Source organism: Aminipila butyrica (assembly GCF_010669305.1).
In the GTDB taxonomy this organism is placed as follows: Bacteria; Bacillota; Clostridia; order Peptostreptococcales; family Anaerovoracaceae; genus Aminipila; species Aminipila butyrica.
Genome location: NZ_CP048649.1, coordinates 1,816,626 through 1,837,111, shown reverse-complemented (window position 1 = coordinate 1,837,111; position 20,486 = coordinate 1,816,626). Strand labels below are relative to the sequence as shown.

General features: G+C 45.6%; 27 protein-coding genes. All 27 read right to left on the bottom strand.

The genetic code is table 11. The annotated features are described in order from the left end of the window. Positions 1 to 19 precede the first annotated feature (19 nt). Positions 20 to 916 carry a polyprenyl synthetase family protein gene (locus Ami103574_RS08725; protein ID WP_163066647.1) on the bottom strand — a complete coding sequence of 299 codons (897 nt, stop codon included), beginning with the start codon at positions 914 to 916 and terminating at the stop codon, positions 20 to 22. Positions 917 to 930: 14 nt separating this feature from the next. Beyond that, positions 931 to 1,125, bottom strand: coding sequence for an exodeoxyribonuclease VII small subunit (xseB, locus tag Ami103574_RS08720; protein ID WP_163066645.1), 195 nt, complete (start codon positions 1,123 to 1,125; stop codon positions 931 to 933). Between the two features lie 2 nt (positions 1,126 to 1,127). Continuing rightward, complete coding sequence (gene xseA, locus Ami103574_RS08715) at positions 1,128 to 2,339, bottom strand: exodeoxyribonuclease VII large subunit (protein WP_163066643.1); 1,212 nt, start codon at positions 2,337 to 2,339, stop codon at positions 1,128 to 1,130. Next, positions 2,321 to 3,292 (bottom strand): hypothetical protein, encoded by a 972-nt coding sequence (locus tag Ami103574_RS08710; protein WP_163066641.1) that lies wholly within the window; start codon positions 3,290 to 3,292, stop codon positions 2,321 to 2,323. The genes xseA and Ami103574_RS08710 overlap by 19 nt, the downstream gene beginning before the upstream one ends. Positions 3,293 to 3,294: 2 nt before the next feature. Beyond that, positions 3,295 to 3,705, bottom strand: a complete 411-nt coding sequence (gene nusB / locus Ami103574_RS08705) for a transcription antitermination factor NusB (RefSeq protein WP_163066639.1) — start codon at positions 3,703 to 3,705, stop codon at positions 3,295 to 3,297. A gap of 1 nt (position 3,706) precedes the next feature. Continuing rightward, on the bottom strand, positions 3,707 to 4,081 hold the full coding sequence (locus Ami103574_RS08700) for an Asp23/Gls24 family envelope stress response protein (protein ID WP_163066637.1): 375 nt from the start codon (positions 4,079 to 4,081) through the stop codon (positions 3,707 to 3,709). Between the two features lie 129 nt (positions 4,082 to 4,210). Next, complete coding sequence (locus Ami103574_RS08695; RefSeq protein WP_163066635.1) at positions 4,211 to 4,858, bottom strand: SpoIIIAH-like family protein; 648 nt, start codon at positions 4,856 to 4,858, stop codon at positions 4,211 to 4,213. After that, positions 4,855 to 5,067, bottom strand: coding sequence for a hypothetical protein (locus Ami103574_RS08690; RefSeq protein ID WP_163066633.1), 213 nt, complete (start codon positions 5,065 to 5,067; stop codon positions 4,855 to 4,857). Before Ami103574_RS08690 ends, Ami103574_RS08695 begins: the two co-directional genes overlap by 4 nt. A gap of 42 nt (positions 5,068 to 5,109) precedes the next feature. Continuing rightward, positions 5,110 to 5,277, bottom strand: a complete 168-nt coding sequence (locus Ami103574_RS08685; RefSeq protein ID WP_163066631.1) for a stage III sporulation protein AF — start codon at positions 5,275 to 5,277, stop codon at positions 5,110 to 5,112. 13 nt (positions 5,278 to 5,290) lie between these two features. Next, positions 5,291 to 6,385 (bottom strand): stage III sporulation protein AE, encoded by a 1,095-nt coding sequence (spoIIIAE, locus tag Ami103574_RS08680; RefSeq protein WP_163066629.1) that lies wholly within the window; start codon positions 6,383 to 6,385, stop codon positions 5,291 to 5,293. Positions 6,386 to 6,532: 147 nt separating this feature from the next. Beyond that, a complete protein-coding gene (nifU, locus tag Ami103574_RS08675) occupies positions 6,533 to 6,982 on the bottom strand; it encodes a Fe-S cluster assembly scaffold protein NifU (protein ID WP_163066627.1) in 450 nt (149 codons plus the stop codon). A 5-nt stretch (positions 6,983 to 6,987) separates the two neighbouring features. After that, positions 6,988 to 8,157, bottom strand: coding sequence for a cysteine desulfurase NifS (nifS, locus tag Ami103574_RS08670; RefSeq protein ID WP_163066625.1), 1,170 nt, complete (start codon positions 8,155 to 8,157; stop codon positions 6,988 to 6,990). Between the two features lie 241 nt (positions 8,158 to 8,398). Next, positions 8,399 to 8,845 carry a hypothetical protein gene (locus Ami103574_RS08665; RefSeq protein ID WP_163066623.1) on the bottom strand — a complete coding sequence of 149 codons (447 nt, stop codon included), beginning with the start codon at positions 8,843 to 8,845 and terminating at the stop codon, positions 8,399 to 8,401. A 78-nt stretch (positions 8,846 to 8,923) separates the two neighbouring features. Continuing rightward, positions 8,924 to 9,133, bottom strand: a complete 210-nt coding sequence (locus Ami103574_RS08660) for a DUF896 domain-containing protein (protein ID WP_163066621.1) — start codon at positions 9,131 to 9,133, stop codon at positions 8,924 to 8,926. 71 nt (positions 9,134 to 9,204) lie between these two features. Next, a complete protein-coding gene (locus tag Ami103574_RS08655) occupies positions 9,205 to 9,762 on the bottom strand; it encodes a recombinase family protein (RefSeq protein WP_163066619.1) in 558 nt (185 codons plus the stop codon). A 195-nt stretch (positions 9,763 to 9,957) separates the two neighbouring features. Continuing rightward, positions 9,958 to 10,758 (bottom strand): sporulation transcription factor Spo0A, encoded by an 801-nt coding sequence (gene spo0A, locus Ami103574_RS08650; protein ID WP_163066617.1) that lies wholly within the window; start codon positions 10,756 to 10,758, stop codon positions 9,958 to 9,960. 133 nt (positions 10,759 to 10,891) lie between these two features. Continuing rightward, the gene (gene spoIVB, locus Ami103574_RS08645) at positions 10,892 to 11,983 is read right to left on the bottom strand and encodes a SpoIVB peptidase (protein ID WP_163066615.1); all 1,092 of its coding nucleotides are present in this window, start codon (positions 11,981 to 11,983) and stop codon (positions 10,892 to 10,894) included. A 14-nt stretch (positions 11,984 to 11,997) separates the two neighbouring features. Beyond that, positions 11,998 to 12,468, bottom strand: coding sequence for a hypothetical protein (locus tag Ami103574_RS08640; RefSeq protein WP_163066613.1), 471 nt, complete (start codon positions 12,466 to 12,468; stop codon positions 11,998 to 12,000). A 40-nt stretch (positions 12,469 to 12,508) separates the two neighbouring features. Beyond that, a complete protein-coding gene (locus tag Ami103574_RS08635; protein ID WP_163066611.1) occupies positions 12,509 to 13,258 on the bottom strand; it encodes a helix-hairpin-helix domain-containing protein in 750 nt (249 codons plus the stop codon). A gap of 94 nt (positions 13,259 to 13,352) precedes the next feature. Further along, entirely contained in the window at positions 13,353 to 14,039 is a 687-nt protein-coding gene (locus Ami103574_RS08630) for a TIGR03936 family radical SAM-associated protein (RefSeq protein ID WP_163066609.1), read from the bottom strand. Next, the gene (locus Ami103574_RS08625) at positions 14,032 to 15,873 is read right to left on the bottom strand and encodes a TIGR03960 family B12-binding radical SAM protein (protein ID WP_163066607.1); all 1,842 of its coding nucleotides are present in this window, start codon (positions 15,871 to 15,873) and stop codon (positions 14,032 to 14,034) included. The genes Ami103574_RS08630 and Ami103574_RS08625 overlap by 8 nt, the downstream gene beginning before the upstream one ends. 29 nt (positions 15,874 to 15,902) lie before the next feature. After that, entirely contained in the window at positions 15,903 to 16,430 is a 528-nt protein-coding gene (locus Ami103574_RS08620) for an HD domain-containing protein (protein WP_163066605.1), read from the bottom strand. A gap of 86 nt (positions 16,431 to 16,516) precedes the next feature. Next, positions 16,517 to 16,759: a hypothetical protein gene (locus tag Ami103574_RS08615; protein WP_163066603.1), complete on the bottom strand. Its 243-nt coding sequence runs from the start codon at positions 16,757 to 16,759 to the stop codon at positions 16,517 to 16,519. Between the two features lie 153 nt (positions 16,760 to 16,912). After that, a complete protein-coding gene (obgE, locus tag Ami103574_RS08610) occupies positions 16,913 to 18,211 on the bottom strand; it encodes a GTPase ObgE (protein WP_163066601.1) in 1,299 nt (432 codons plus the stop codon). A gap of 113 nt (positions 18,212 to 18,324) precedes the next feature. Further along, a complete protein-coding gene (gene rpmA / locus Ami103574_RS08605; RefSeq protein ID WP_128745471.1) occupies positions 18,325 to 18,585 on the bottom strand; it encodes a 50S ribosomal protein L27 in 261 nt (86 codons plus the stop codon). Positions 18,586 to 18,670: 85 nt separating this feature from the next. Then, complete coding sequence (gene rplU / locus Ami103574_RS08600) at positions 18,671 to 19,036, bottom strand: 50S ribosomal protein L21 (protein WP_163066599.1); 366 nt, start codon at positions 19,034 to 19,036, stop codon at positions 18,671 to 18,673. A gap of 161 nt (positions 19,037 to 19,197) precedes the next feature. Then, positions 19,198 to 20,397, bottom strand: a complete 1,200-nt coding sequence (gene recA, locus Ami103574_RS08595) for a recombinase RecA (protein ID WP_163066597.1) — start codon at positions 20,395 to 20,397, stop codon at positions 19,198 to 19,200. Positions 20,398 to 20,486 lie beyond the last annotated feature (89 nt).

The following is a 20,486-nucleotide window of genomic DNA, read 5'->3' as shown; positions in this document are numbered from 1 at the left end:
AAGTGAGCTCCTTTGCCAATTATTTACCGCGAACCACCATCTCCTGCGCAAAGGTGTTAAAGAATTCCGCCTCGTCGTAGTAGCATTCCAAAAAGGATAGAGCCGTTTCAGTCAGTTCGTTTAAATAAGCCTTACAATCTTCCATCTCGTACAGACATGGATAAGTGGCCTTATGTTTCTTCACATCATTTCCGGCCTTCTTGCCCATCTCCAGTTCATCACCGCACACATCCAGCATGTCGTCAGCAATCTGGAAGGCCAGGCCCAGGTTTTCGCCATAGCCAGTCAGGTCCCTCAACTGTTTTTCCGTAGCACCGCCTAAGTAAGCACCTGCTCGGACAGAAGCCGTTATAAGGGCTGCCGTTTTATTGAAGTGAATGTAATCCAGCATTTCCTTGGAGCACTGTTTGTTTTCCGCTTCCATATCGGCCACTTGCCCAGCCACCATACCTCGGCAGCCTGCGCCCTTGGAAATTTCATAAATAGCCCGAATCCGGCGTTTTAGCTTTACAGAATCATCGAGATATAAAAGCATATCCTTGTTCATCGCCTCAAAAGCTGAAGTCAGCAGTCCGTCTCCCGCCAAAATAGCCATGGCTTCTCCGTATACCACGTGATTAGTGGGAACGCCCCGTCGAAGCTCATCATCGTCCATAGCTGGAAGGTCATCGTGAATCAGAGAATACGTGTGAATATATTCAATGGCACAGGCATAAGGAATAGCTGTGCGCCGATCTCCGCCTACAAATTCACAGGCAGCCAGCAGCAAAGTGGGTCTCAGCCGTTTGCCCCCGGCAGTTAAGCTGTATTTCATGGCCTCATATAAGGTGATGCTTTTGTGGTCAATCTCCGGCAGAAAGTCCAAGATGTGTTCATCAATTAAATTTTTATAGGTTGCATATGACGTGTTATCCATAGCACAGTCCTCCTTTATTGCTTTGAATAGAGTTCGATCTTCTGTTTTGCACTGCTTAGGATGTCGTTGCACTTGTTATAGTATTCGATTCCCTCTTCAAAGCTCTTTAAAGCATCTTCCAGAGATACATTTTCACTTTTTAAGTGTTCTGCGGAAAGCTCCAGCTTTTCAAGCGCTTCTTCAAACGATAATTGTTTTTTAGCTGCCATGGCTACTTATCCTTCCTTATTTCGGTTACGTCAGCGGCAAAGCTTCCGTCCTTTACAGCCGCAATCACCGAATCGCCTGGCTGCAAGTTTTCTATGGATTGGATGACATTCCCCTTTTGATCCGTGATAATGCTATAGCCCCGCTCCATCACTTTTCGAGGGTTCAGGGCTTCCAGCTGATCTCGGAGGGCATCAATCCTGTTTCTCTTATTATATATCAGATTGCCCATATGCGTAAACATTTCTTTCTGTCTTTCCCCGATGCTTAGCTGCTGGAGGTGAATACGGTTTTCCAGCTTGGAAGCTAAGGCCTGGATGTTACAGCTTTGCAGGGCCAACTCCTTGCTTTTGACCAAGGAGGACATTCGATGCTCTAGATTTCCCCGAAGCTGTGCCAATCCGGCTTTCAGCTGACGGACATCCGGTACAGCCATCTGTGCCGCTGCCGTAGGCGTCTCCGCTCTTTTGTCCGCCACAAAGTCCGCAATGGTGAAATCGATTTCGTGTCCTACCGCAGAAATAATGGGTATACGGGATTCAAATATGCTCCTGGCTACCATCTCTTCGTTAAAAGCCCACAGTTCCTCCATGGACCCGCCTCCCCGTCCGGTGATGATGGTATCCGTATCGGGAAACAGGTGGTTTACCTGGCGAATAGCCTCCGCAATCTCGGGGGCTGCCGCCGGCCCTTGGACCAACACCGGATAGACCAGCACATCAACGATATTATTCCTAGTTTTGATAATCTTAATAATATCTCGGACAGCCGCTCCCGATTCTGAGGTAATAACCGCAATCTTCCGCGGGAAAAAGGGTAGAGGTTTTTTATGTTTTTCATCAAACAACCCTTCCCGCGCTAATTTTTCTTTCAGCTTTTCAAAAGCAATACTCAGATTACCCAGCCCCGATACTTGAATATCCCGGATATTCAAAGAATAGGTACCGCCCTTTTCATAAAGGTAGATGTATCCTTCTGCCGTAACTTCCATGCCATCAGCCAGTTCAAAATGCAAGCGTTCTGCATTCTCTGCGGGCAAAAAGCAATTGATTTTGCTGGTTGCATCCTTCAGCGTGAAGTATACATGGCCGGTGCCGTGAAACTTTAAGTTGGACACCTCTCCAATCACCGACAGTCCACCTAGCAGTGGGTCCGATTGCAGTACCCGCTTGATGTATGCGTTTAATTGTGAAACCTTTATCGGCTTGATGGCCATAAACTCTTTCCTCCCAACAATGCAATACCAATCCCGTTATCCCCTGCCAACTCCTGCCGGCCAAATTCAATTTCTATCGGCTGTCCAGCAAAACTGTTCTTTATTTGAGTACGAATATACCGGCTGCCGGAAACCCCTCCGGAAAACAGAATGTGCCGAACCCCCAATTCCTTGGCTGCTTTTTTTGAAACTGCCGTAATCGTCTCGCCAATCTTCTGGAAGAGTTCTCCAATCAGCTGATCTGCCTCTTGTGCCTTCCCTCCATGCTCTTGTAAAAGTCTTCCGCACTGCGTTTCTATACCAGACAGATTAAAATATAGTCCATCCAGCTTAATCCGACTGAGGTGCGCATCTCCTGTTCTTTCTCTGGCGGCATCCGTCAGAGCCTTGACATCCATCTCTTCTCCAGCAGGGAAAGCCATACCTAGCAATACACCAATCCGATCGATGACCTGTCCAAAAGAAATATCTTTGCTGCCGCCGACGATGTGGATTTGTCCATCTTTTACGTGAAGAAGCTCGCAGGTTCCTCCTGACAGGTGCCAAGCTAAAAACGCCTCTTCATCCCCCGTGGAACTATAATGCTTAATGGCCTCCAGATGGCCCTCCTGATGAGAGAAACAGAAAAGAGGCACCCTTAAGCTATGGGCCACCGCCTTCCCAAAACCATAGCCTGCTTTAAAGCAAGGCATATAGGAGCCTTCTACAGGACGAGGCTTGTTGGATACGGCCACCGCCCTAATATCCAGTGTCAAGCGCTCCAACGCAGCAAATAGTTCCGGTAGATTCTCTACGTGCTGGAAAAGAGCCTCTGATTGTCTCAGCCCCCGTTCTCCTTGCTTAACACGCAGCAGCCGCCTTTCGTCCAATAGGATTTCACCTCTTTGATCTATCACACCGATGGAAGTCCGATAATTGCTGGTATCAATGCCTAACACGCACATCTTGTCCATCTTTATTCTGCCCCAGAAAGGTCTCTGGCTATGTGGCCTAAAATTCCGTTGATAAATTTTGCAGAATCAGCTGTGCCAAATTTTTTTGCCAATAGAACCGCCTCGTTAATAGACACGGAGGTAGGTATCTTATCCATATAAAGCAATTCCCCGATAGACAGGCGCAGGATGGCCAAATCCACCTTGTTCATACGGCTCATCTTCCAGTTAGCGCTGACCTCACCAATCTTTTGGTCGATCTCCTCCCGGTGCTCTAAAAGCTGTTTAAATAGGCCGTCAATGTAAGGCCTATGGCTGTTGATGCCCTCTATATCTTTTAAAAACTTTTCTTTTATTTCCACATTGTATTCCTGCTGCACGTCCACTTGAAATAAAAGCTGCATCATCACTTCTCTCGCCTCGCTGCGATTCATATTACTCCTCCTGCTCTTTCTGCTCCATAAAATGTACGCCTTGGACATGAATGTTTATTGTCTTGATGGGTACATCTACCATGCTTTCAATCTCTTTTTTTACATTTTTTTGAATATTCCACGCAACTTCCGGTATCTTCACCCCGTAATGGACGATCACATAAATATCGATGAGAAGTTCCTCATCCTCTTTTGCTATCTTGATGCCTTTTTTCAGAGGTGCTTTGCCAAGTATGTTTTTAGAAATGGTATCGGTCAGCCCCCCGCTTAATGCCGCCACCCCTTTGGTGGCTAAAGCCGCATTTATCACGCAAATAGCGATGACATCTTCCGATATTTTCACAGCTCCCAGCCGCTCTTCCTGCTCAATGCTCATAATTATCACCTCAAGTCCGTTTATCCTGCATATATTATAGCAGACATCCACCCTTAAGACAAGACCCCCAAGGGTTCTAGACACAGGGAAACACCTGAGCTTTTCGCCACTTGAGGGTCCGAAGGAATATTAAACTTTGCTTTGAATAATGATTTGGTTAGCTGGTCTGCCAGTCTCTCTTATAACAATGTCACAAATTTTAGCGACATCCGTCTGTTCCAGCTGATCCTTGTTCACCGTTACATTAACCGCATTGTCCGTAAGAAGCACTAAGCACTCAGGCAAGCCCTTGGCAGAAATCAGACTTTCAATCGTCTTTTCCTTTTCCATGTAACCGATTATTTTCAACTTTTGCTGGGTGGCATTTTCCTTTTCCACCGCATTGTCCGTTTCCGCTGCGGCATCCGCCAACATAGAAATCACCTGATTCCGATCTGAATCAATGGTGCTGCGAATTTCTCCAAAGTAGGTGTCGGCATTGGAAAGTTCCGCTACATCATCTGAGGTTACTACCTCGGAATTAATCGCGCCTTTGCTGGAGCTGTCCGCTGCCTGCTGGCCGTTAGACTGGTCTCCGGCTATGGACTTAATATTTAAACTATCCACTAAAACATCTCCATCGTGCTCCAGCATCTCTTCTTTTTCATAATCCGTATACTCCGCTGAAGTCTTTAGTGCCTGCTCTTTGTTCAGCGATTGATTTGCTAAGGCCAGACATAAAACTAGAGCCAGTAAACCAAACAGAGCCAGCTTTTTCTTTTTAGAAACCTTATTCATTGTACAGATCCCCCATTCTCCTCATCCTCGGACAACATACCCGGTACGCTCACTTCAAACCCGCCATTTTCATCTACAATTTGCCTTCTGCCGTCTTTATTATTGGTGACGACCAGAAAGGTCAGCAGTGTCAAGCAGAGGACTACCACGGCGGTTATGAGCCTGTATATCACGATCTTGGCAGAGCCATTGCGCTTTCTTTTCTTCACAAGAAAATCCTCCACAGTAATATATATTTCCTCGCTCCTTTCTTATTCCAGAAAAATAAGCAGGGGCGATAAAATCGTAGCCAGAATAATGAGAGAAAAGACAAACTTTACATAGTTTTGCATTTCACTGGAGGGCAGCAGTGTTTCAATAAAGGACAGCGCTACCACAATAACAAATATATTCCGCACCCACTCTTTTATGATTTCCATTTTCCCCCGCCTCCTATCTCAGCAGACTGCCGCCGCCAATGCCGATGATGATGGTTAGAAACACCAGAAACATCAGCGCCGCCAAGAACAGGACTACGGCCATAGTAATCACGGAGTTGCCCATCTCATTCATGCAGCCAGACACTTGTTTGTTCCCAATCGGCTCGATGACGATGGCAGTAATCTTATAGACCATGGCAATGGCCAGCAGTTTCATCAGGGGAATGGCCAGCAAGAGCAGGACCAGAATAACCCCAAAGATGCTGATACCATTTTTTATTACCCCCACACAGGACAGCACCATGTCGATAGAATCTGCCGCAAAGCCCCCCACGATGGGCACGAAGTTATTGACCGAATAGCGGGCGGTGTTGACTAACATACCATCTGCCGTCTCTGTGACAAATCCCTGTATGGCCGTAAGCCCTGCAAAGAAGGTTACACACAGACCGGTAGCAAAAGTAGCCGTACTTCGCAAGAAGACTCCCAGCTTATTGACATAATCCCGCTCTGTCAAACTGTTGACCAGAATGAAAATAGAAGAAATAAAGATAGCCGGCAGAATAAATGTTTGCAAGATGGTGTTAAACATGGTGATGGCCCCGGCGATAACCGGATTCAATACACTCCCGCTGGTGAACCCTCCAAGCGTAATCAATAGCGGAATGAGAATTGGCAGCAAAAGTTGCATGGTTCTGGTCATCGTATTCAAGGTGTCCGCACACATGTTAAACGTCTGTGAAAAGTTATTCAGGCACAAACCGATAACAAAGCAGCCACAGACCACGATACCCAGCCGGGATACAGCCTTGTTGCCAAAAGAATTAGACAGATTCGTCAAAAGCCCGATTACAATGCAGATAGTCACCAGTTGAACCCCTAAGATGATACTGCTCTTAATTTCGTATAGAAATAGGTCTATAAAGCCATGAATCATCGTCTGTGAATCAAATATGGGCTGCCCGTTGATAGCGTTATCAATTAAACCCTGAATACTGATATCCGGCATTCGGTTGCCGCTGTCTAACGTAGCACTGTCCATAATCTCTTCCAGCTCACTGAGTTCCAGCTTGGCCAGTTGTTCCTGTATAATACTTTTATAATCCATATGTATCTACCTCACCTTTGTCCATATTTCATGTATATGGACAGCCTCCCTTCTTTATGCCGAAATTTTTTGCACAAAAAAAATCCCGTCAACATTACGTTTGACGGGATAAATAGTCAGCTTGCGCATTTCTACTTTTCTTGTTTTTTATTCCACTTCACAGCTGTCGTGGTGATCGTCTTCATCGGCATCCGGGTCAAAGCCTTCCAGTCCCTTATAGCTCTTCCCATTTTTCTGCGCATAATCATAGATAGCAGACTTGATGGCATGATCGGCCAAAACAGAGCAATGAATCTTGATAGCCGGCAGGCCTCCCAGTTCATTGATAATCTGCTTGTTCGTTACAGCTAGCGCTTCATCAACAGTCAGACCAATAATCATATCTGTTGCTACACTGGAAGACGCAATGGCAGAGCCGCAGCCAAAAGTCTTAAATTTAGCGTCCTTAATCACGTCGTCTTCTACCTTGATGTCAATCTTCATCATATCGCCGCAGACCGGGCTTCCGTATGTGCCAGAACCGTCTGCATTTTCCAGTTCTCCTACATTATGTGGATTCATGAAGTGATCCATTACTTTATCATTATACATTGCCATATTTATTACCAACCTTTCGTCTTAGAAATAGAAGAAATATTTCTTAATTTATTTACGACTTCCACCAACTCCGTTACCACATAATCCAAATCTTCCTTGGTGGTAAAATCCCCTACGGTAAAGCGCAAGGAACCGTGGATGTTTTCCACTGGGACACCAATGGCGGAAAGTACATGAGAAGGTGATAGGGATGCCGAGGAACAAGCTGAACCGGTGGATACGGCGATTCCCCGCAAATCCAAGTACAGCAGCATGGCTTCCCCTTCAATAAATTCAAAAGTCAGGTTCGCATTGCCCGGATGACGGAATTCTCTGCTGCCGTTCACCGTTACGTTTTCAATCTTGGAAGTGATCTGGTCAATGAAATAATCTCTCAGACCGCTGATTTTTGCCACGTGACTGTCCAGGTTTTCCCCAGCTAGCTCAGCAGCCTTGCCAAAGCCTACGATACCGGGAAGATTTTCTGTTCCCGCTCTCTTCTTGCTTTCCTGGCCGCCGCCGTGTATAAAGTTGGACAGCTTTACGCCTTTGCGGATGTACAAAGCACCAATGCCCTTTGGCCCGTAAATTTTATGAGCCGATATCGACATCAGGTCTACCCCTAGGTCTTTTACGTCAATCGGCACGTTTCCAAGAGCCTGAACAGCATCGGTATGGAAGAGAATCCCTCGTTCCTTTGCGATGGCAGCCAGTTCTTTAATCGGTTCTACCGTTCCAATCTCATTGTTAACAAACATGATGCTGATGAGAATCGTCTTATCCGTAATAGCGGCCTTCAGTGCCTCTGGGTCCACCCGTCCATCGGGCTTCACATCCAAATAAGTCACCTCATACCCATGCTTTTCCAAATATTCACAGGAATGCAGCATCGCATGATGCTCAATCTTTGTGGTGATAATGTGGTTTCCTTTAGCCTTTAATGTATCTGCTGCTCCCAGGACGGCCCAGTTGTCGGCCTCCGTTCCTGAAGAGGTAAAAAATAGTTCTTTTTCCTGTGCATGGATCAGTTTGGCCACCTGCGTTCTCGCCTTTTCTATGGCTTCCTTGGAAGCGGCGCCGATCGTATATAAACTGGACGGATTCCCAAAATTCTCTGTGAAATATGGAATCATTTCTTTCAATACGTCTTCCTTAACAGGAGTCGTTGCTGAATAATCTAGATATACCTGTCGCATAATTTGCTCCTTTAATCATACATGACATTAAGTTCCAATCAATATTATACCAACTATTTCAAAAATATAAACCCCTTTTTTTATTTTTCCTAGTAAATAAATATGATTTAAGGCTTATATTTCTTAAACCCCTCTGGGTCCGTAGATGAAACAGAAAAGAGCCAACAGACGTGAGAAGACTGTCAGCTTGTCCAGCCGCTTTCAAGTATAATATTTGACGTTCTGTGGGCATTTCAGCCCATCACAGGGGTGCAAAGCAAGACAGCTTATATTGGCCGTCACTTTTTTTAAGAACCACATGATAACCGCCTTCCATGAAGTAGTCCTCATGCAGTCCACTCATTTCCCACATAATATCTACCCGGTAAGTCATATATTCTAACAAATTTTTTTCAGATTTTACTGCATTAATGCTCATTTTTTTTACCACATCTATCTCCGTGTCCTCCCACGCTCTCAATTGTTTAATATCGTCTGTCAAAATGGGATAGGTCTCGATCTTTTCTAACTCAGCTTCTGCCTTCTCCTTGGTAATCTGATTGTAAAAAGCTTTTTGCAGGATGCTTGTCCGCTGCTCCAGCCTTTTTGACACCACATCCTCTTCAACCGGCTGGGTAAAACCAGAAAAGATGCTGGTGATAATCACGATCACCGCAACAAAGGTCAACAAGTGATAGTATTTCTTCATAGTACACATACCTCCAGAAATACTATATAAAGAAACCAGCGAGAAATTTGTTACTTCTCGCTGGGGTGTAAAAGTTTTTTAATTCACTTTTATGTCTATTTCGACCTCTTCTTTTCTGTCCTCAATAAATTCGATATTTTCCAACTGCTTGCGAAAGTTTGCTCGGAATTGAGCCAGATATTCTTTACGAAGCTGCTGCTGCTCTACCTTCTCCTCTTCCGTCAAACCAGCTCCCTTGGATTTTTTTGCCAACTGGTTAATCCGGTCGATATGTTCATTAGAAATCATAATTTTGTTCCTCTTTTCTTTTTTCTGTTTCTTGTGTTGGGCCTAGGCCCGGCTTATATAAAAGCTGGATTTCAGGCCCGCCTGGCCCGAATCAAGGTGCTCTTACTGATACCTGTCCGCTCTTCTACCACTTTATAGCTGTTCGTCTTCAACAGATTTAAAGCCTCTTCAATCTCTGCATCGGTAAACTTCTTAGGACGTCCTTCTTTAAATCCTTCCTTGGTTTTAGCGATAGCTTTGCCCACCTGAGTTCGTTCCACGATCATCGCTTTATCAAACTCTGCAAAAGCAGTCATAATGTTGAGAATCATCCGGCCTGTATGGGTGCTATCTACCATACCTACATTGATGATGTTGATGCGGACATTCCGGCTCAAGCCATATTCGATAAAAGAGATTCCCTCCTTTATGGTACTGCACAGCCGGTCCAGCCGGGATACCACTAAGGTATCCCCTCCGTACATGCTGTCCACACATTCTCTCAGGACAGGCCTCTCCTTGGGGTCTTCATACGTTTCTACGATCATCTCTGCGCTGGGATACCGCTGTTTAATCAGCCGGGTCTGCTCCTCTAAGGAGATGGCATCAAACTGCCCCTTTGCCGAAACACTTGCATATCCATATATCATCTGTATCTACCTCTCCTATTTTTGAATATAAGTTTTGGTACATTGCAATCCTTTAAATTATATAATAGGCACAGAAAGGCTGTCAACCTGGAAAAATTTACTCGTCCTTATCATACCACGAAAAAACGCTGAAAGCTGGCAGAAACATACTGTTTATGCAAACTTTCAGCGCCTTTTATCTTACTCCCTAGCTCTCTAGGAAATTTTCCTCTCCAACCGCAACTTGTCGGCTATAATGGCGATAAACTCCGAATTAGTCGGCTTGCCTTTATCATTATGTACGGTATATCCGAACAATGAATTAATGGTCTCAATCTTGCCCCTGTTCCAAGCCACCTCGATGGCATGGCGGATAGCTCGTTCTACCCGGCTCGGGGTGGTGTTATTCAGTTTAGCAATAGATGGGTAGAGTTCTTTAGTAACGGCTCCCAAGAGGTCCATGTCCTCTACCACCATAGTGATGGCATCTCTCAGATACTGGTACCCTTTTATGTGTGCAGGTACGCCTACCTCGTGAATGATGTTGGTAATGTCTACTTCCAGGTCATTGTTCATTTTTACCGTATTGTCGTTGACTATTGTCCGGATGCTGGTAAGTTTTCCAGATACCTCCTCCATCTCTTCACCAAAAAGCTGATTGATTCTCTTGGAGAGAACGCCCAGATTAAATGGTTTTACCAAGTAATATTCTGCACCCAGCTTCGTCGCTTTCTGGGTAATGGATTCTTGTCCGACTGCGGACAGCATAATTGTTTTCGGATACTTAGGCAAATCCATGTTGTTGATATTTTCCAGCACACCTAATCCGTCCAAATGCGGCATAATCATATCTAAGATTAGCACATCTGGCAAAAACTTTTTTACACAATCTACAGTTTGTATTCCGTCATTTGCTATAAAGGTAATGTCAATATTTTCCTGTTCCATGAAATAATCATTCAGAATTTCGCAAAAGTCCTTATTATCATCTGCAATTCCGACACTAATTTTTGTCATCACATATCCCCTCTCTTCTCATAACAACCTACACAAGTTATTATATTTTTTAGCAATACTCCAGCAACTATTAATTTATACTTTTTCTATGGTTTATGCAACAGAAATTCTCAGAAAACTCACGAAAATTTAGTCAAGTTTTTCCAGGCTTCGACAGTTGCTCCTCCAGCATCCATTCGATAAAGATGCCGTAACCCTTCTGAGGATTGTTGACAAATACATGGGTTACAGCCCCTACAAGCCTTCCATTTTGAATGATTGGGCTGCCACTCATACCCTGCACAATACCACCGCTTTTTTTCAAAAGTCGCTCATCTGTCACCTTTATAGTCATACTTTTCGTATCTGGCTTTGTCTGTCGATTTACCTTTTCAATTTCGATTTCGTAGCATTCTACCTGATTGTTATCTAAAGTTGTCAGAATATAAGCCGGCCCCGGAGTCACCGAATCCTGATATCCGATAGGAATTGGCTGATTATAATACGGATGGTTAATCTTCCCATATAATTTTCCAAAAATACCAAACTCCGTGTTTTTGTTTAAGCTTCCCAGCGGGGCATCCGCCTCATAAAAGATTCCTCGAATCTCCCCTGGCTCTCCAGCCTTACCTTGCTTCACCGACTCCACCTTGGAATGGACCAGCTCGCCTTCGGCTACCGGCAGAATTGCCGCAGTCTCCGGATCAGTTATGGCGTGACCTAATGCTCCGTAGACATCACTTTCCGGATCATAATACGTCAAGGTGCCGATGCCGGCCGTTTTGTCCTTTACCCAAATACCCAGCTTATACATGTGGTCTGCCTTGGCCACTACCGGCGTCAAGGTCAGCTCCATGGCTTGGTTCTTTCGCTGCAATTTCAGCAGTACCTCACCTCGAATTTGATTGACAATAGTTTGTACCTCTGCGGCTCGATACACCTTCTGGCCATTTATCTCCAGTATAGTATCCCCAATTTGCAGGCCCGACAGCAATCCTGGATTGACTACTTCACCAGTGAGAGTCTCAATCTCCTGCAAGCCTACAATCAGCACCCCCTTCACGTCCATCTTTACGCCTATGGACTGTCCTCCTGGCATGATGACTTTTTCCGTCACCACGTTGATAGCCGCAGGTGCTGGTTCTTCCTTTTCCTTAACAACAAAAGAAATGCCGGCGATGACAGCCATAGACAAAACAAAGACACCTAAGCCTTTAACGATTCCCTGAACTTTCATTTTTCTCATAAAGCAAATAACTCCTAGCTTTCAAAGTCTTGTAATAATTCCAGTAGCTCATCCTCGGAATGGACCACCACCCCTTCAGAAAACAGGTTTTGATCCTCCTTACCCAGGAGAGAGAAGAGAATATCCGTGGTCCGAAGCAACTGTTCCTGCCCGCTGTCATCATACTGATAGACTTTGATGACTCCATCGGCTTCCTTCACTAAATAATATTCACTGGCCTGATTTTCTTGACTAGGATTCTCATCCTTCTCTTCGCTATTTTTCTGAACCGGTTCCTCTTCAAGAGGATCCTTGTCCGAATCCTGGCTGACTTTTTCAGTACTTTGCTTTACAGTACGGCCGGCGTTAGCACTGATATCCTGCCCTTCTGCCGGGGTCTCCGGAGTCAGGAGCACATTAAACATCAGATACCCCACGCCCAATACCGCCGCTAATGCAATATAAAATTCTTTTCGTTCTGCTAAACGTTTTTTTCTCGTAAACATAAAACCACCTCTAGGGATAGTTTTAACAGAAAACCCAGTTTTAAACCGTAATTTTATCTTTTAGTTTGGCAAAGGTTTTTTCTCCTATTCCGCTGACATTCATCAGCTCTTCGATTTTTTTAAAGGAACCGTGTTCTGTCCGATAAACAAGAATCTTTTCTGCCGTAGAGGGTCCAATCCCATTTATGGTCTGTAGGGCTTCTGAATTGGCGGTATTCAGATTGACCATTCCTGAAGAATTTCTTAGTCCGGCTTGGCTCCCAGATGCTGGTTGACTGGAACTGCCGCCATTTGTTATCCCAGAATTCTCTCCCTTTTGGATGGGCATTTCTGTCTGTCCCTTTTGAATCTGCTCTTTGGTGTAGATGGTGATTTTGTCCTCATCCTTTAGTGCCTGCGCCAGATTTAAGGTGCTGATATCTGCATCCGCCAACAGTCCGCCAGCCAAGGCAATGGCTTCGTAAACGCGGTCCCCCTCCTGCATCTCATAAACATAAGGCTTTTCCACTGCCCCGCTGATATCAATGTAAATTTTCTTTGGCTTTTCTGATACAACTTCTTCCTGGATCCCGGCAACCGTCACAGAGTCCCTCTCTACTTCGTTTTCTTGTACCTGCTGACTGGATCCGCTTATCAGGCTGAATTCCTCCTGTTTTTCCTCACTGTCCCGAAAGCAAAAAACAAAAAAAGCAGCCATAAACAAGCTAAAGCCTATGGCTACCTTCACAATCTCCTTTTTGTGATAACGAACAAAATTCTCTACATAATCCCGGTTTAAAAAACATTTCATCCCATACCTCCCCTGTAAAAAATAAATGCATTTATTGTGTATTTTTACTTTATTTTACACTGAATATTTATGGGTGTCAACAGAAATTTTGGTATTATATGGAAAATTTATTGCTGAAAAAGAGTTTCTTTCGTAAAACCTCAATATCATATCGGGATACTTGGGCTTGGAGGAACCCCAGCAACGCTTCGATAAGCAATTCAGGGCTCAGGTTGGAGTCGCTGCCTGCATCCAGCTTGGCATGCGCAAACAGTTGTTCGCCAGCAAAGGAAAGTTCCAACTGGATGATTTTAGGCTTAATATCCATATCCACCCACTCTTTAGATTTCTTTTTTTGCTTCTTTGCCAGAATCTGCTCCTGGGCCAGAAAGTCCTCACAGAGCTGCCGGTCCGTTCTGCCTTTCAACTCCGCTTCTGGCAGGGGGATAGCGATTAGATATTCCGCTGCCTGAGTCAGGGCAGCTAGAGACTTGCCCTCCTGCTGATACTCCCCGCAAGCAGAGATAGTCAGCCCAGCCGGCAAAATAGCTTGCAGTCTTTCACTGATTTCAGCCGCAGACAAACTGGCAGAAGTCTCAAACTCTAATAGCTCATACTGGCTGGAATAGCCTAAGGAAAGCGGCTGCGCAAAGCTCATCTTTGGGTGCGGATTAAATCCCTGGGAATAGTCCAAGGGAATACCCGCCCGCTTGAAGCTTCGCTTGAAAAAACGCATCAGATCCAGGTGAGAAGTGTATTTAAAAAAGCCTTCCTTGGAGAACTTTAATACATATTTAGCCATTGATACCCTCCATTTCACACGGAACATGCTGATTCATCCCACAGCCAACACAACCCTTCCGGCAATCCTGAGTGGTTTCCGCCTTCTTCGCTCGCTCGTTTTCTGCTATCAGAAAGGCCTTGCTGATACCGCTGTCAATGATATCCCATGGAAGAATCTCCTCATAGCTTCGCTCTCTGACTGTATAGAAATCTTTATCCACTCCTGTTTCTTCAAAGGCCTGCATCCAAGTTGAATACTTGAAGTGTTCCGTCCAGCCATCAAACTTGCAACCCAGCTCAAAGGCCCGAATCAAGGCCTTGCCAGTCCGTCGGTCTCCTCTGGCAAACACCGCCTCCAGCACGCTGGTTTCCGTACTGTGGTAGTTAAAGGTGACTCCCCGCATTGGACGCAGCTGATCCTTCAGGTGAAAATGTTTCTCTCGAAACTGCTCTGCGGAATCTTGGGCCATCCACTGAAAAGGCGTATGTGCCTTAGGAACAAAATTAGACACGCTGACAGTGACATTAAAGCGTCCCTTGCCGTTAATGTTTCGGTTCATCTCCACAATATCAGCAGCAATGCGGCAGATGCCATCCAAGTCTTCAAAGGTCTCTTCCGGCAGTCCACTCATAAAATATAGCTTGATGTTCTTCCAACCCAATTCCAAGGCCTGCTCTACGGCATGGTAAATATCCTCTTCGGTGATACCCTTGTTAATTACATCTCGCAACCGCTGAGAACCAGCTTCCGGCGCAAAGGTCAGCCCCGACTTCTTATAGCCTTGTATTTCCTCTAATACCTTGAAGGAAAAAGAATCCAGCCGCAGAGACGGCAAAGACAAGGAAACATTGCTATTCTTGCACATGCTCATAAGTCCCCCGGCTAATTCCTCAAAACGTGAATAATCGCTGGTAGACAGAGACAACAGGGACAATTCCTCATGTCCGGTATTGGCTAGCTGTTTTTCCGCCAGTTCCTGAATCCGCATCATACTCCGCTCCCGCACGGGCCGGTAAATCATACCCGCCTGACAGAATCGGCAGCCTCGGGTACAACCACGAAAAGTCTCCACCACCGCTCGATCGTGGACCGTTTCAATGAAAGGAACAATCGGGTTTACAGGGAATTCTGCGGATTCTAGCTCAGGCAGGATGGCTCGCAAAATTCGATCTGGAGCCTCCTCATACAGCTTGTCCACCCGGATAATCTGTCCATCTTCTCCATAAACTGGCTCATAAAACTTAGGGATGTATACCCCTTGCAGTTTTACCGCCCGCTTGTAAAAGTCTTCCCGGCTTTCACCCGCTGCCTGAGACAGTCGGTATTCCCCAAAGAGCTGCGGGAGCAAGACTTCTCCGTCACCTACCAGAAAAATATCCACAATGTCCGCCAACGGTTCCGGATTATAGGCACAAGGGCCTCCTGCAATGACGATGGGACAGGAGTCATCTCGGTCCTGCCGTCTCAGCGGCAGCCCACTCAAATCTAAAATGTTCAGAACATTGGTGAACGACAGTTCATATTGGAGGGTGAACCCCAAAAAATCCATCTCTCGAACAGGCGTTTTCGTCTCTAGGGTGAACAGCGGCATGTTTTCCTCCCGCAAAAGTTGTTCCATGTCTAGTCCAGGACAGAAAGTCCGTTCGCAGAAAATATGTTCCTCTTTATTTAAGATATGATACAAAATCTGCATGCCTAGATAAGACATGCCTATTTCATAGGTATCCGGAAAAGCAAAGCAAAACCGCAGCATGTCCGGCTTTATCGGCTTATTAGCAGAGTTTAGCTCGCCGCCGATGTATCTAGCCGGCTTTTCAACCCTTTTCAGTATATTATCTAAATGTGCGTTCATTAAAAAATTGGTCCCTTCCTTGAATAGTTTTATCTTTTCATCAGTTCATCGATGGTCATGCCTAGATGTTCTTCAATCTTCGATAAAAGAACTTGCGTTTCCGCTTGTTTGCTGCGGATTCGTTCCTCTGCCCCAGGGTGATTTTTAGCCTTTTGTACGACATAATCCATCCGCTCCGCCAAGCCCACATAATGATCTTCCTTCACCACCCGGTCTCCAAAGCAAACCATGTCTACCTCTGTCAATTGATCTACTTCTTTTTTCATATCGTAATTCATATGGACGTAAATAATATCCGCTATTTGAGAATATCCCAGATTTCGGGCAATCTCTGCCCCCTTGATCTCGTGGTGCTCCTCTGTTCTGGCAATATCATGAATCAGGGCTGCACTTTGAACCAGAGGCACGTCCAGTCGGCTGCCCTTTTCGTTTAATGCCTCTGCCAGCAGGACCGCAGCCTGGGCTACAGCCTGACAATGACGAATTACATGAGGAGGGGTATGATACTGCTCCAGCAAGTCCAAACATTCTTCTGTCGTTAAATAGTTGCGTCCCATATGTGTAACCAAACCTTTCCCTGGGGAACAAGTCCCCGTGTTTTTCTCTATGCTGGATTTATTCTACCATATCATAACACATCTCGCTACAGACTGACCATGGTTTCTTCCACATACCGGGCAGCATTTTTCAGCCGACCGGTAGCCTTTTCCACCCCAGAAGCCGCCTGAAAGCAGGCTGACTTTACCTCCGAAACGGTGTAATCCCTGCACACTACCTGCTGGGCTTTGCCTATAATATTCGCCACCCGCTGATCCGACGAACTTTGACCGGCGGCAAAAAGTACCCCCACAACCGTGCAAATTAAAATCTGTTTTCCGATTACCATATACCTTCCCCCCTATCCTTTATTTATACGCAGACAGGTTGGAAAACATGTGTCCCAGACCAAAAGTAGCGGCACCATTTCCACCAAAACGGTTGAAAACAACTTTTCCCTCAGATAAAAACAGGCAGTTCTTTGGGAACTGCCTGCCTTCCATCAATATTCCTCGAAATATTCAAATTCATAATCGAATATCTTTATGGTGTCGCCCTCTTCCAGGCCGATGTCTTTCAACGCGGCTAGCGCACCCTTTTTCTCGATATACTTATACAGGTAGCGCAGCGAACCGCTGTCGTTGAAATTGGTGGAATCGAAAATCTTTCTCAACTGTTTTCCCGAAACCACATAGGTTCCATCTTCCTCTACAGAAGTATAAATCTCCTTGAAGTCCTCTTCCACATCATCGCGGTCAAAGTCGAAGAACTGATATTCTTCCTCTTCTTCCGGCTGCTCCAGCGCCAACTTGTTCAACAAGGCCGCAGCCGCCGCCAGCAGCTCGTGAATACCTACATTAATCGGGGCAGATATAGGGAATACTTTAATGCCTTTGGCCTCCACATATTCTTTAAAAGCCAAATAGGCTTCGTCTTCCTCGTCCACCATATCCATCTTGTTGGCTGCTACAATCTGAGGCTTTTTAGAAAGTTTCTCATTGTACAGACTCAGCTCCAGATTAATCTTGTCAAAATCCTCAATGGGATTCCGTCCCTCGGAGCCAGATATATCTACTACATGGATGAGAACTTTCGTTCTTTCAATGTGCTTTAAAAACTCATGTCCCAAACCAGCCCCTTCGTGAGCTCCTTCGATGATGCCCGCAATGTCTGCCATGACAAAACCGTCATCGAAAATGGACACCACGCCCAGATTGGGTGTAATAGTAGTAAAGTGGTAATTGGCAATCTTAGGATTGGAATTCGTAGATACGGACAGGATGGTGGATTTCCCTACATTAGGGAAGCCTACCAAGCCCACGTCAGCAATCAACTTCAGCTCCAATACCACACTTCTTTCTTTAGCAAAGCCGCCGCCTTCTGCAAAGTTGGGAGCCTGACGTACAGAGTTCTTAAAGTTGACATTTCCTTTGCCGCCTTTACCGCCTCTAGCTGCCACAAATCGGTCTCCCGCCTTCAGCAAATCTCTCATCACCAGTCCGGATTCTTCATCTATGACTACGGTTCCAGGGGGAACCTTGATGATAAGGTCTTCTCCCTTTTTACCAAACCGCTTCTTCTTCATGCCATTTTGGCCACTTTCTGCTTCGTACTTTCTCTTATACCTAAAATCCATCAAGGTCCGCAGGCTGGCATCAGCCATGAATACGACGTCGCCGCCCTTGCCGCCATCGCCTCCATCTGGACCGCCTTCTGGAACGAATGGTTCTCTTCTAAAGGTTACAGCGCCATCCCCGCCTTTGCCTGATTTGATGGTTATTCTGGCTCTATCTACAAACATTCCTGAGCCTCTCCTTCCTCTATATGGGAGATGCACTCCCCCTGAAGCTCCTCTTTCGAAAATCAGCTTAACTACTTTAAAAGCCCCTATGATAAATAGGGGCTTTCCATTCGTTACGCTTCTTTTGGATAAACGCTTACTTGCTTTCTTGTTTTGTCATATCTTTCGAACTTTACAGCTCCGTCAATCTTAGCAAATAAAGTATCATCTCCGCCAATGCCTACGTTGTTACCAGGGTGGAACTTTGTTCCTCTCTGTCTAACCAGGATGCTGCCAGCGCTTACGTACTGACCATCGCCTCTCTTGACTCCTAATCGTTTGGACTCACTATCGCGACCATTTTTGGAGCTACCTACTCCCTTCTTACTTGCCATGACCACACCTCCTTTTTTCTGTTCTGCCCGGCTGATTTCTCAGCCCATATGATAAGCGAACTTATCGATGATCGGCTTCTATGAATTATTCTGCTACTGCTTCTTCAGCTTCCGCTGCTGCCTTGGTCTTTCTAGCTTTTCTAGCAGAAACCTTTTCAATCTTGATCATCGTATAAGGCTGTCTATGTCCCTGCTTCTTTCTGTAGTCTTTTTTGGACTTGTACTTGAAGATGATGACCTTCTGTCCTTTGCCGTGTTCCACTACAGTTCCTGCTACGTTGCAGCTTTCTACGTAAGGAGCGCCCACCTTAATGGTCTCCCCGTCACTTAATAAGAGTACCTTATCGAAAGTGATCTTTTCACCAGCTGCGATATCCAGCTTTTCTACAGTGATTACATCGCCTTCCTGGACTCTGTACTGCTTTCCGCCTGTTTCAATTACTGCGTACATTGGTTTTCTTACCTCCTCTATCCAGTCTCGCCATCCATAGGTAGCAACGATTTCGTTACTTTTATCAAACCTTTTCTGAGCGGCTTACAATAAAATATGATACCACAGAGGACATGCTCTGTCAAATGTTTTCTCTGGAAAATTTCATTAAAATTCTCACATTAAGGCTCCAGCACCACGCCATCTTCATCCACCATAAGCTCGTTTAAATCTGCTTCCAGCGCTGCTTGTTCATCCGCCATGGCCTCTTTTTCTGAATCCTTGCCAGCAGAAGCTTTCTTTCTGCCTCCTTTGCTCTTGGCATCTTCTTTCTCTTCCGCCGGCTCTTCTTTCTTCGCCTTTAGACTTTCTTTCAACAGCTCTTCCACTTTCACCAGAATCTCTGGGTTGTCGCCCAGGTACTGCTTGACATTTTCCCGTCCCTGACCGATGCGGTTTCCTTCAAAGCTGTACCAGGAACCTGCCTTTTCGATGATTTTAGCATCTACGGCACAATCCAGTACATCTCCTTCTCTGGAGATACCGGCTCCATACATGATATCGAACTCCGCCTGTTTGAAAGGTGGCGCCACCTTATTCTTGACAATCTTCACCCGAGTTCGGTTGCCCAAAACCTCGTCTCCGGATTTAATGCTTTCAATTTTCCGCACATCCAGACGCATGGTGGAATAAAACTTCAAGGCTCGACCTCCTGTAGTGGTCTCCGGACTGCCAAACATAACCCCAATTTTTTCACGAAGCTGGTTGATAAAAACCACCGAGGTGTTGGATTTATTGATACTACCTGTGAGCTTTCTCAAGGCCTGTGACATGAGTCGAGCTTGCAGTCCCACATGGCTGTCGCCCATCTCCCCCTGAATTTCCGTCTTCGGCACCAAAGCGGCTACCGAGTCCACTACTACTACATCTAATGCGCCGCTGCGAACCAGCAGCTCGCAGATTTCCAGCCCCTGTTCACCCGTATCTGGCTGAGAGACAAGCAGTTCGTCCACATCTACCCCCAGATTTTTCGCGTATTCGGGATCTAAGGCATGCTCCGCATCGATAAAGGCCGCCTTACCGCCAGCCTTCTGCGCTTCTGCAATGATGTGCAGAGTCAAGGTCGTCTTACCAGAGGATTCTGGTCCGTAAATTTCAACGATACGGCCCCTAGGAATGCCGCCGATACCAGTGGCCATATCCAAGCTGGCCGATCCCGTAGAGATGGCTTCGATATTCAATCTAGCCGAATCATCTCCCAGCTTCATGATAGCTCCCTTGCCAAACTGCTTCTGAATTTGTGCCAGAGCCTCTTTCAAGGCCTCCTCTTTTTCGTTCTTATTTAAATTTATATTAACTTCCTTTTTCGCATTAGATGCCATGTGTTTCCCTCCTAATCCTAGTGAACATTTGTTCTTTACTAATCATACCCTATTTCCAAACTTTGGTCAATACCTTTTTCTGCAAATCT

Bases quoted from the DNA above. Each gene is read 5' to 3' on its own strand.
- Ami103574_RS08640 (WP_163066613.1), bottom strand. From the start codon at position 12,468: ATGTTTACGAGAAAAAAACGTTTAGCAGAACGAAAAGAATTTTATATT.
- Ami103574_RS08620 (WP_163066605.1), bottom strand. From the start codon at position 16,430: ATGGGACGCAACTATTTAACGACAGAAGAATGTTTGGACTTGCTGGAG.
- spoIIIAE (WP_163066629.1), bottom strand. From the start codon at position 6,385: ATGGATTATAAAAGTATTATACAGGAACAACTGGCCAAGCTGGAACTC.
- Ami103574_RS08635 (WP_163066611.1), bottom strand. From the start codon at position 13,258: ATGAAATGTTTTTTAAACCGGGATTATGTAGAGAATTTTGTTCGTTAT.
- Ami103574_RS08725 (WP_163066647.1), bottom strand. From the start codon at position 916: ATGGATAACACGTCATATGCAACCTATAAAAATTTAATTGATGAACAC.
- nifU (WP_163066627.1), bottom strand. From the start codon at position 6,982: ATGGCAATGTATAATGATAAAGTAATGGATCACTTCATGAATCCACAT.
- spo0A (WP_163066617.1), bottom strand. From the start codon at position 10,758: ATGACAAAAATTAGTGTCGGAATTGCAGATGATAATAAGGACTTTTGC.
- Ami103574_RS08615 (WP_163066603.1), bottom strand. From the start codon at position 16,759: ATGGTAATCGGAAAACAGATTTTAATTTGCACGGTTGTGGGGGTACTT.
- xseA (WP_163066643.1), bottom strand. From the start codon at position 2,339: ATGGCCATCAAGCCGATAAAGGTTTCACAATTAAACGCATACATCAAG.
- spoIVB (WP_163066615.1), bottom strand. From the start codon at position 11,983: ATGAGAAAAATGAAAGTTCAGGGAATCGTTAAAGGCTTAGGTGTCTTT.
- Ami103574_RS08695 (WP_163066635.1), bottom strand. From the start codon at position 4,858: ATGAATAAGGTTTCTAAAAAGAAAAAGCTGGCTCTGTTTGGTTTACTG.
- Ami103574_RS08700 (WP_163066637.1), bottom strand. From the start codon at position 4,081: ATGAGCATTGAGCAGGAAGAGCGGCTGGGAGCTGTGAAAATATCGGAA.
- nusB (WP_163066639.1), bottom strand. From the start codon at position 3,705: ATGAATCGCAGCGAGGCGAGAGAAGTGATGATGCAGCTTTTATTTCAA.
- xseB (WP_163066645.1), bottom strand. From the start codon at position 1,125: ATGGCAGCTAAAAAACAATTATCGTTTGAAGAAGCGCTTGAAAAGCTG.
- recA (WP_163066597.1), bottom strand. From the start codon at position 20,397: ATGGCATCTAATGCGAAAAAGGAAGTTAATATAAATTTAAATAAGAAC.
- Ami103574_RS08665 (WP_163066623.1), bottom strand. From the start codon at position 8,845: ATGAAGAAATACTATCACTTGTTGACCTTTGTTGCGGTGATCGTGATT.
- obgE (WP_163066601.1), bottom strand. From the start codon at position 18,211: ATGTTTGTAGATAGAGCCAGAATAACCATCAAATCAGGCAAAGGCGGG.
- Ami103574_RS08710 (WP_163066641.1), bottom strand. From the start codon at position 3,292: ATGGACAAGATGTGCGTGTTAGGCATTGATACCAGCAATTATCGGACT.
- nifS (WP_163066625.1), bottom strand. From the start codon at position 8,157: ATGCGACAGGTATATCTAGATTATTCAGCAACGACTCCTGTTAAGGAA.
- Ami103574_RS08625 (WP_163066607.1), bottom strand. From the start codon at position 15,873: ATGAACGCACATTTAGATAATATACTGAAAAGGGTTGAAAAGCCGGCT.
- rplU (WP_163066599.1), bottom strand. From the start codon at position 19,036: ATGTACGCAGTAATTGAAACAGGCGGAAAGCAGTACAGAGTCCAGGAA.
- Ami103574_RS08630 (WP_163066609.1), bottom strand. From the start codon at position 14,039: ATGGCTAAATATGTATTAAAGTTCTCCAAGGAAGGCTTTTTTAAATAC.
- rpmA (WP_128745471.1), bottom strand. From the start codon at position 18,585: ATGGCAAGTAAGAAGGGAGTAGGTAGCTCCAAAAATGGTCGCGATAGT.
- Ami103574_RS08655 (WP_163066619.1), bottom strand. From the start codon at position 9,762: ATGATATATGGATATGCAAGTGTTTCGGCAAAGGGGCAGTTTGATGCC.
- Ami103574_RS08660 (WP_163066621.1), bottom strand. From the start codon at position 9,133: ATGATTTCTAATGAACATATCGACCGGATTAACCAGTTGGCAAAAAAA.
- Ami103574_RS08685 (WP_163066631.1), bottom strand. From the start codon at position 5,277: ATGGAAATCATAAAAGAGTGGGTGCGGAATATATTTGTTATTGTGGTA.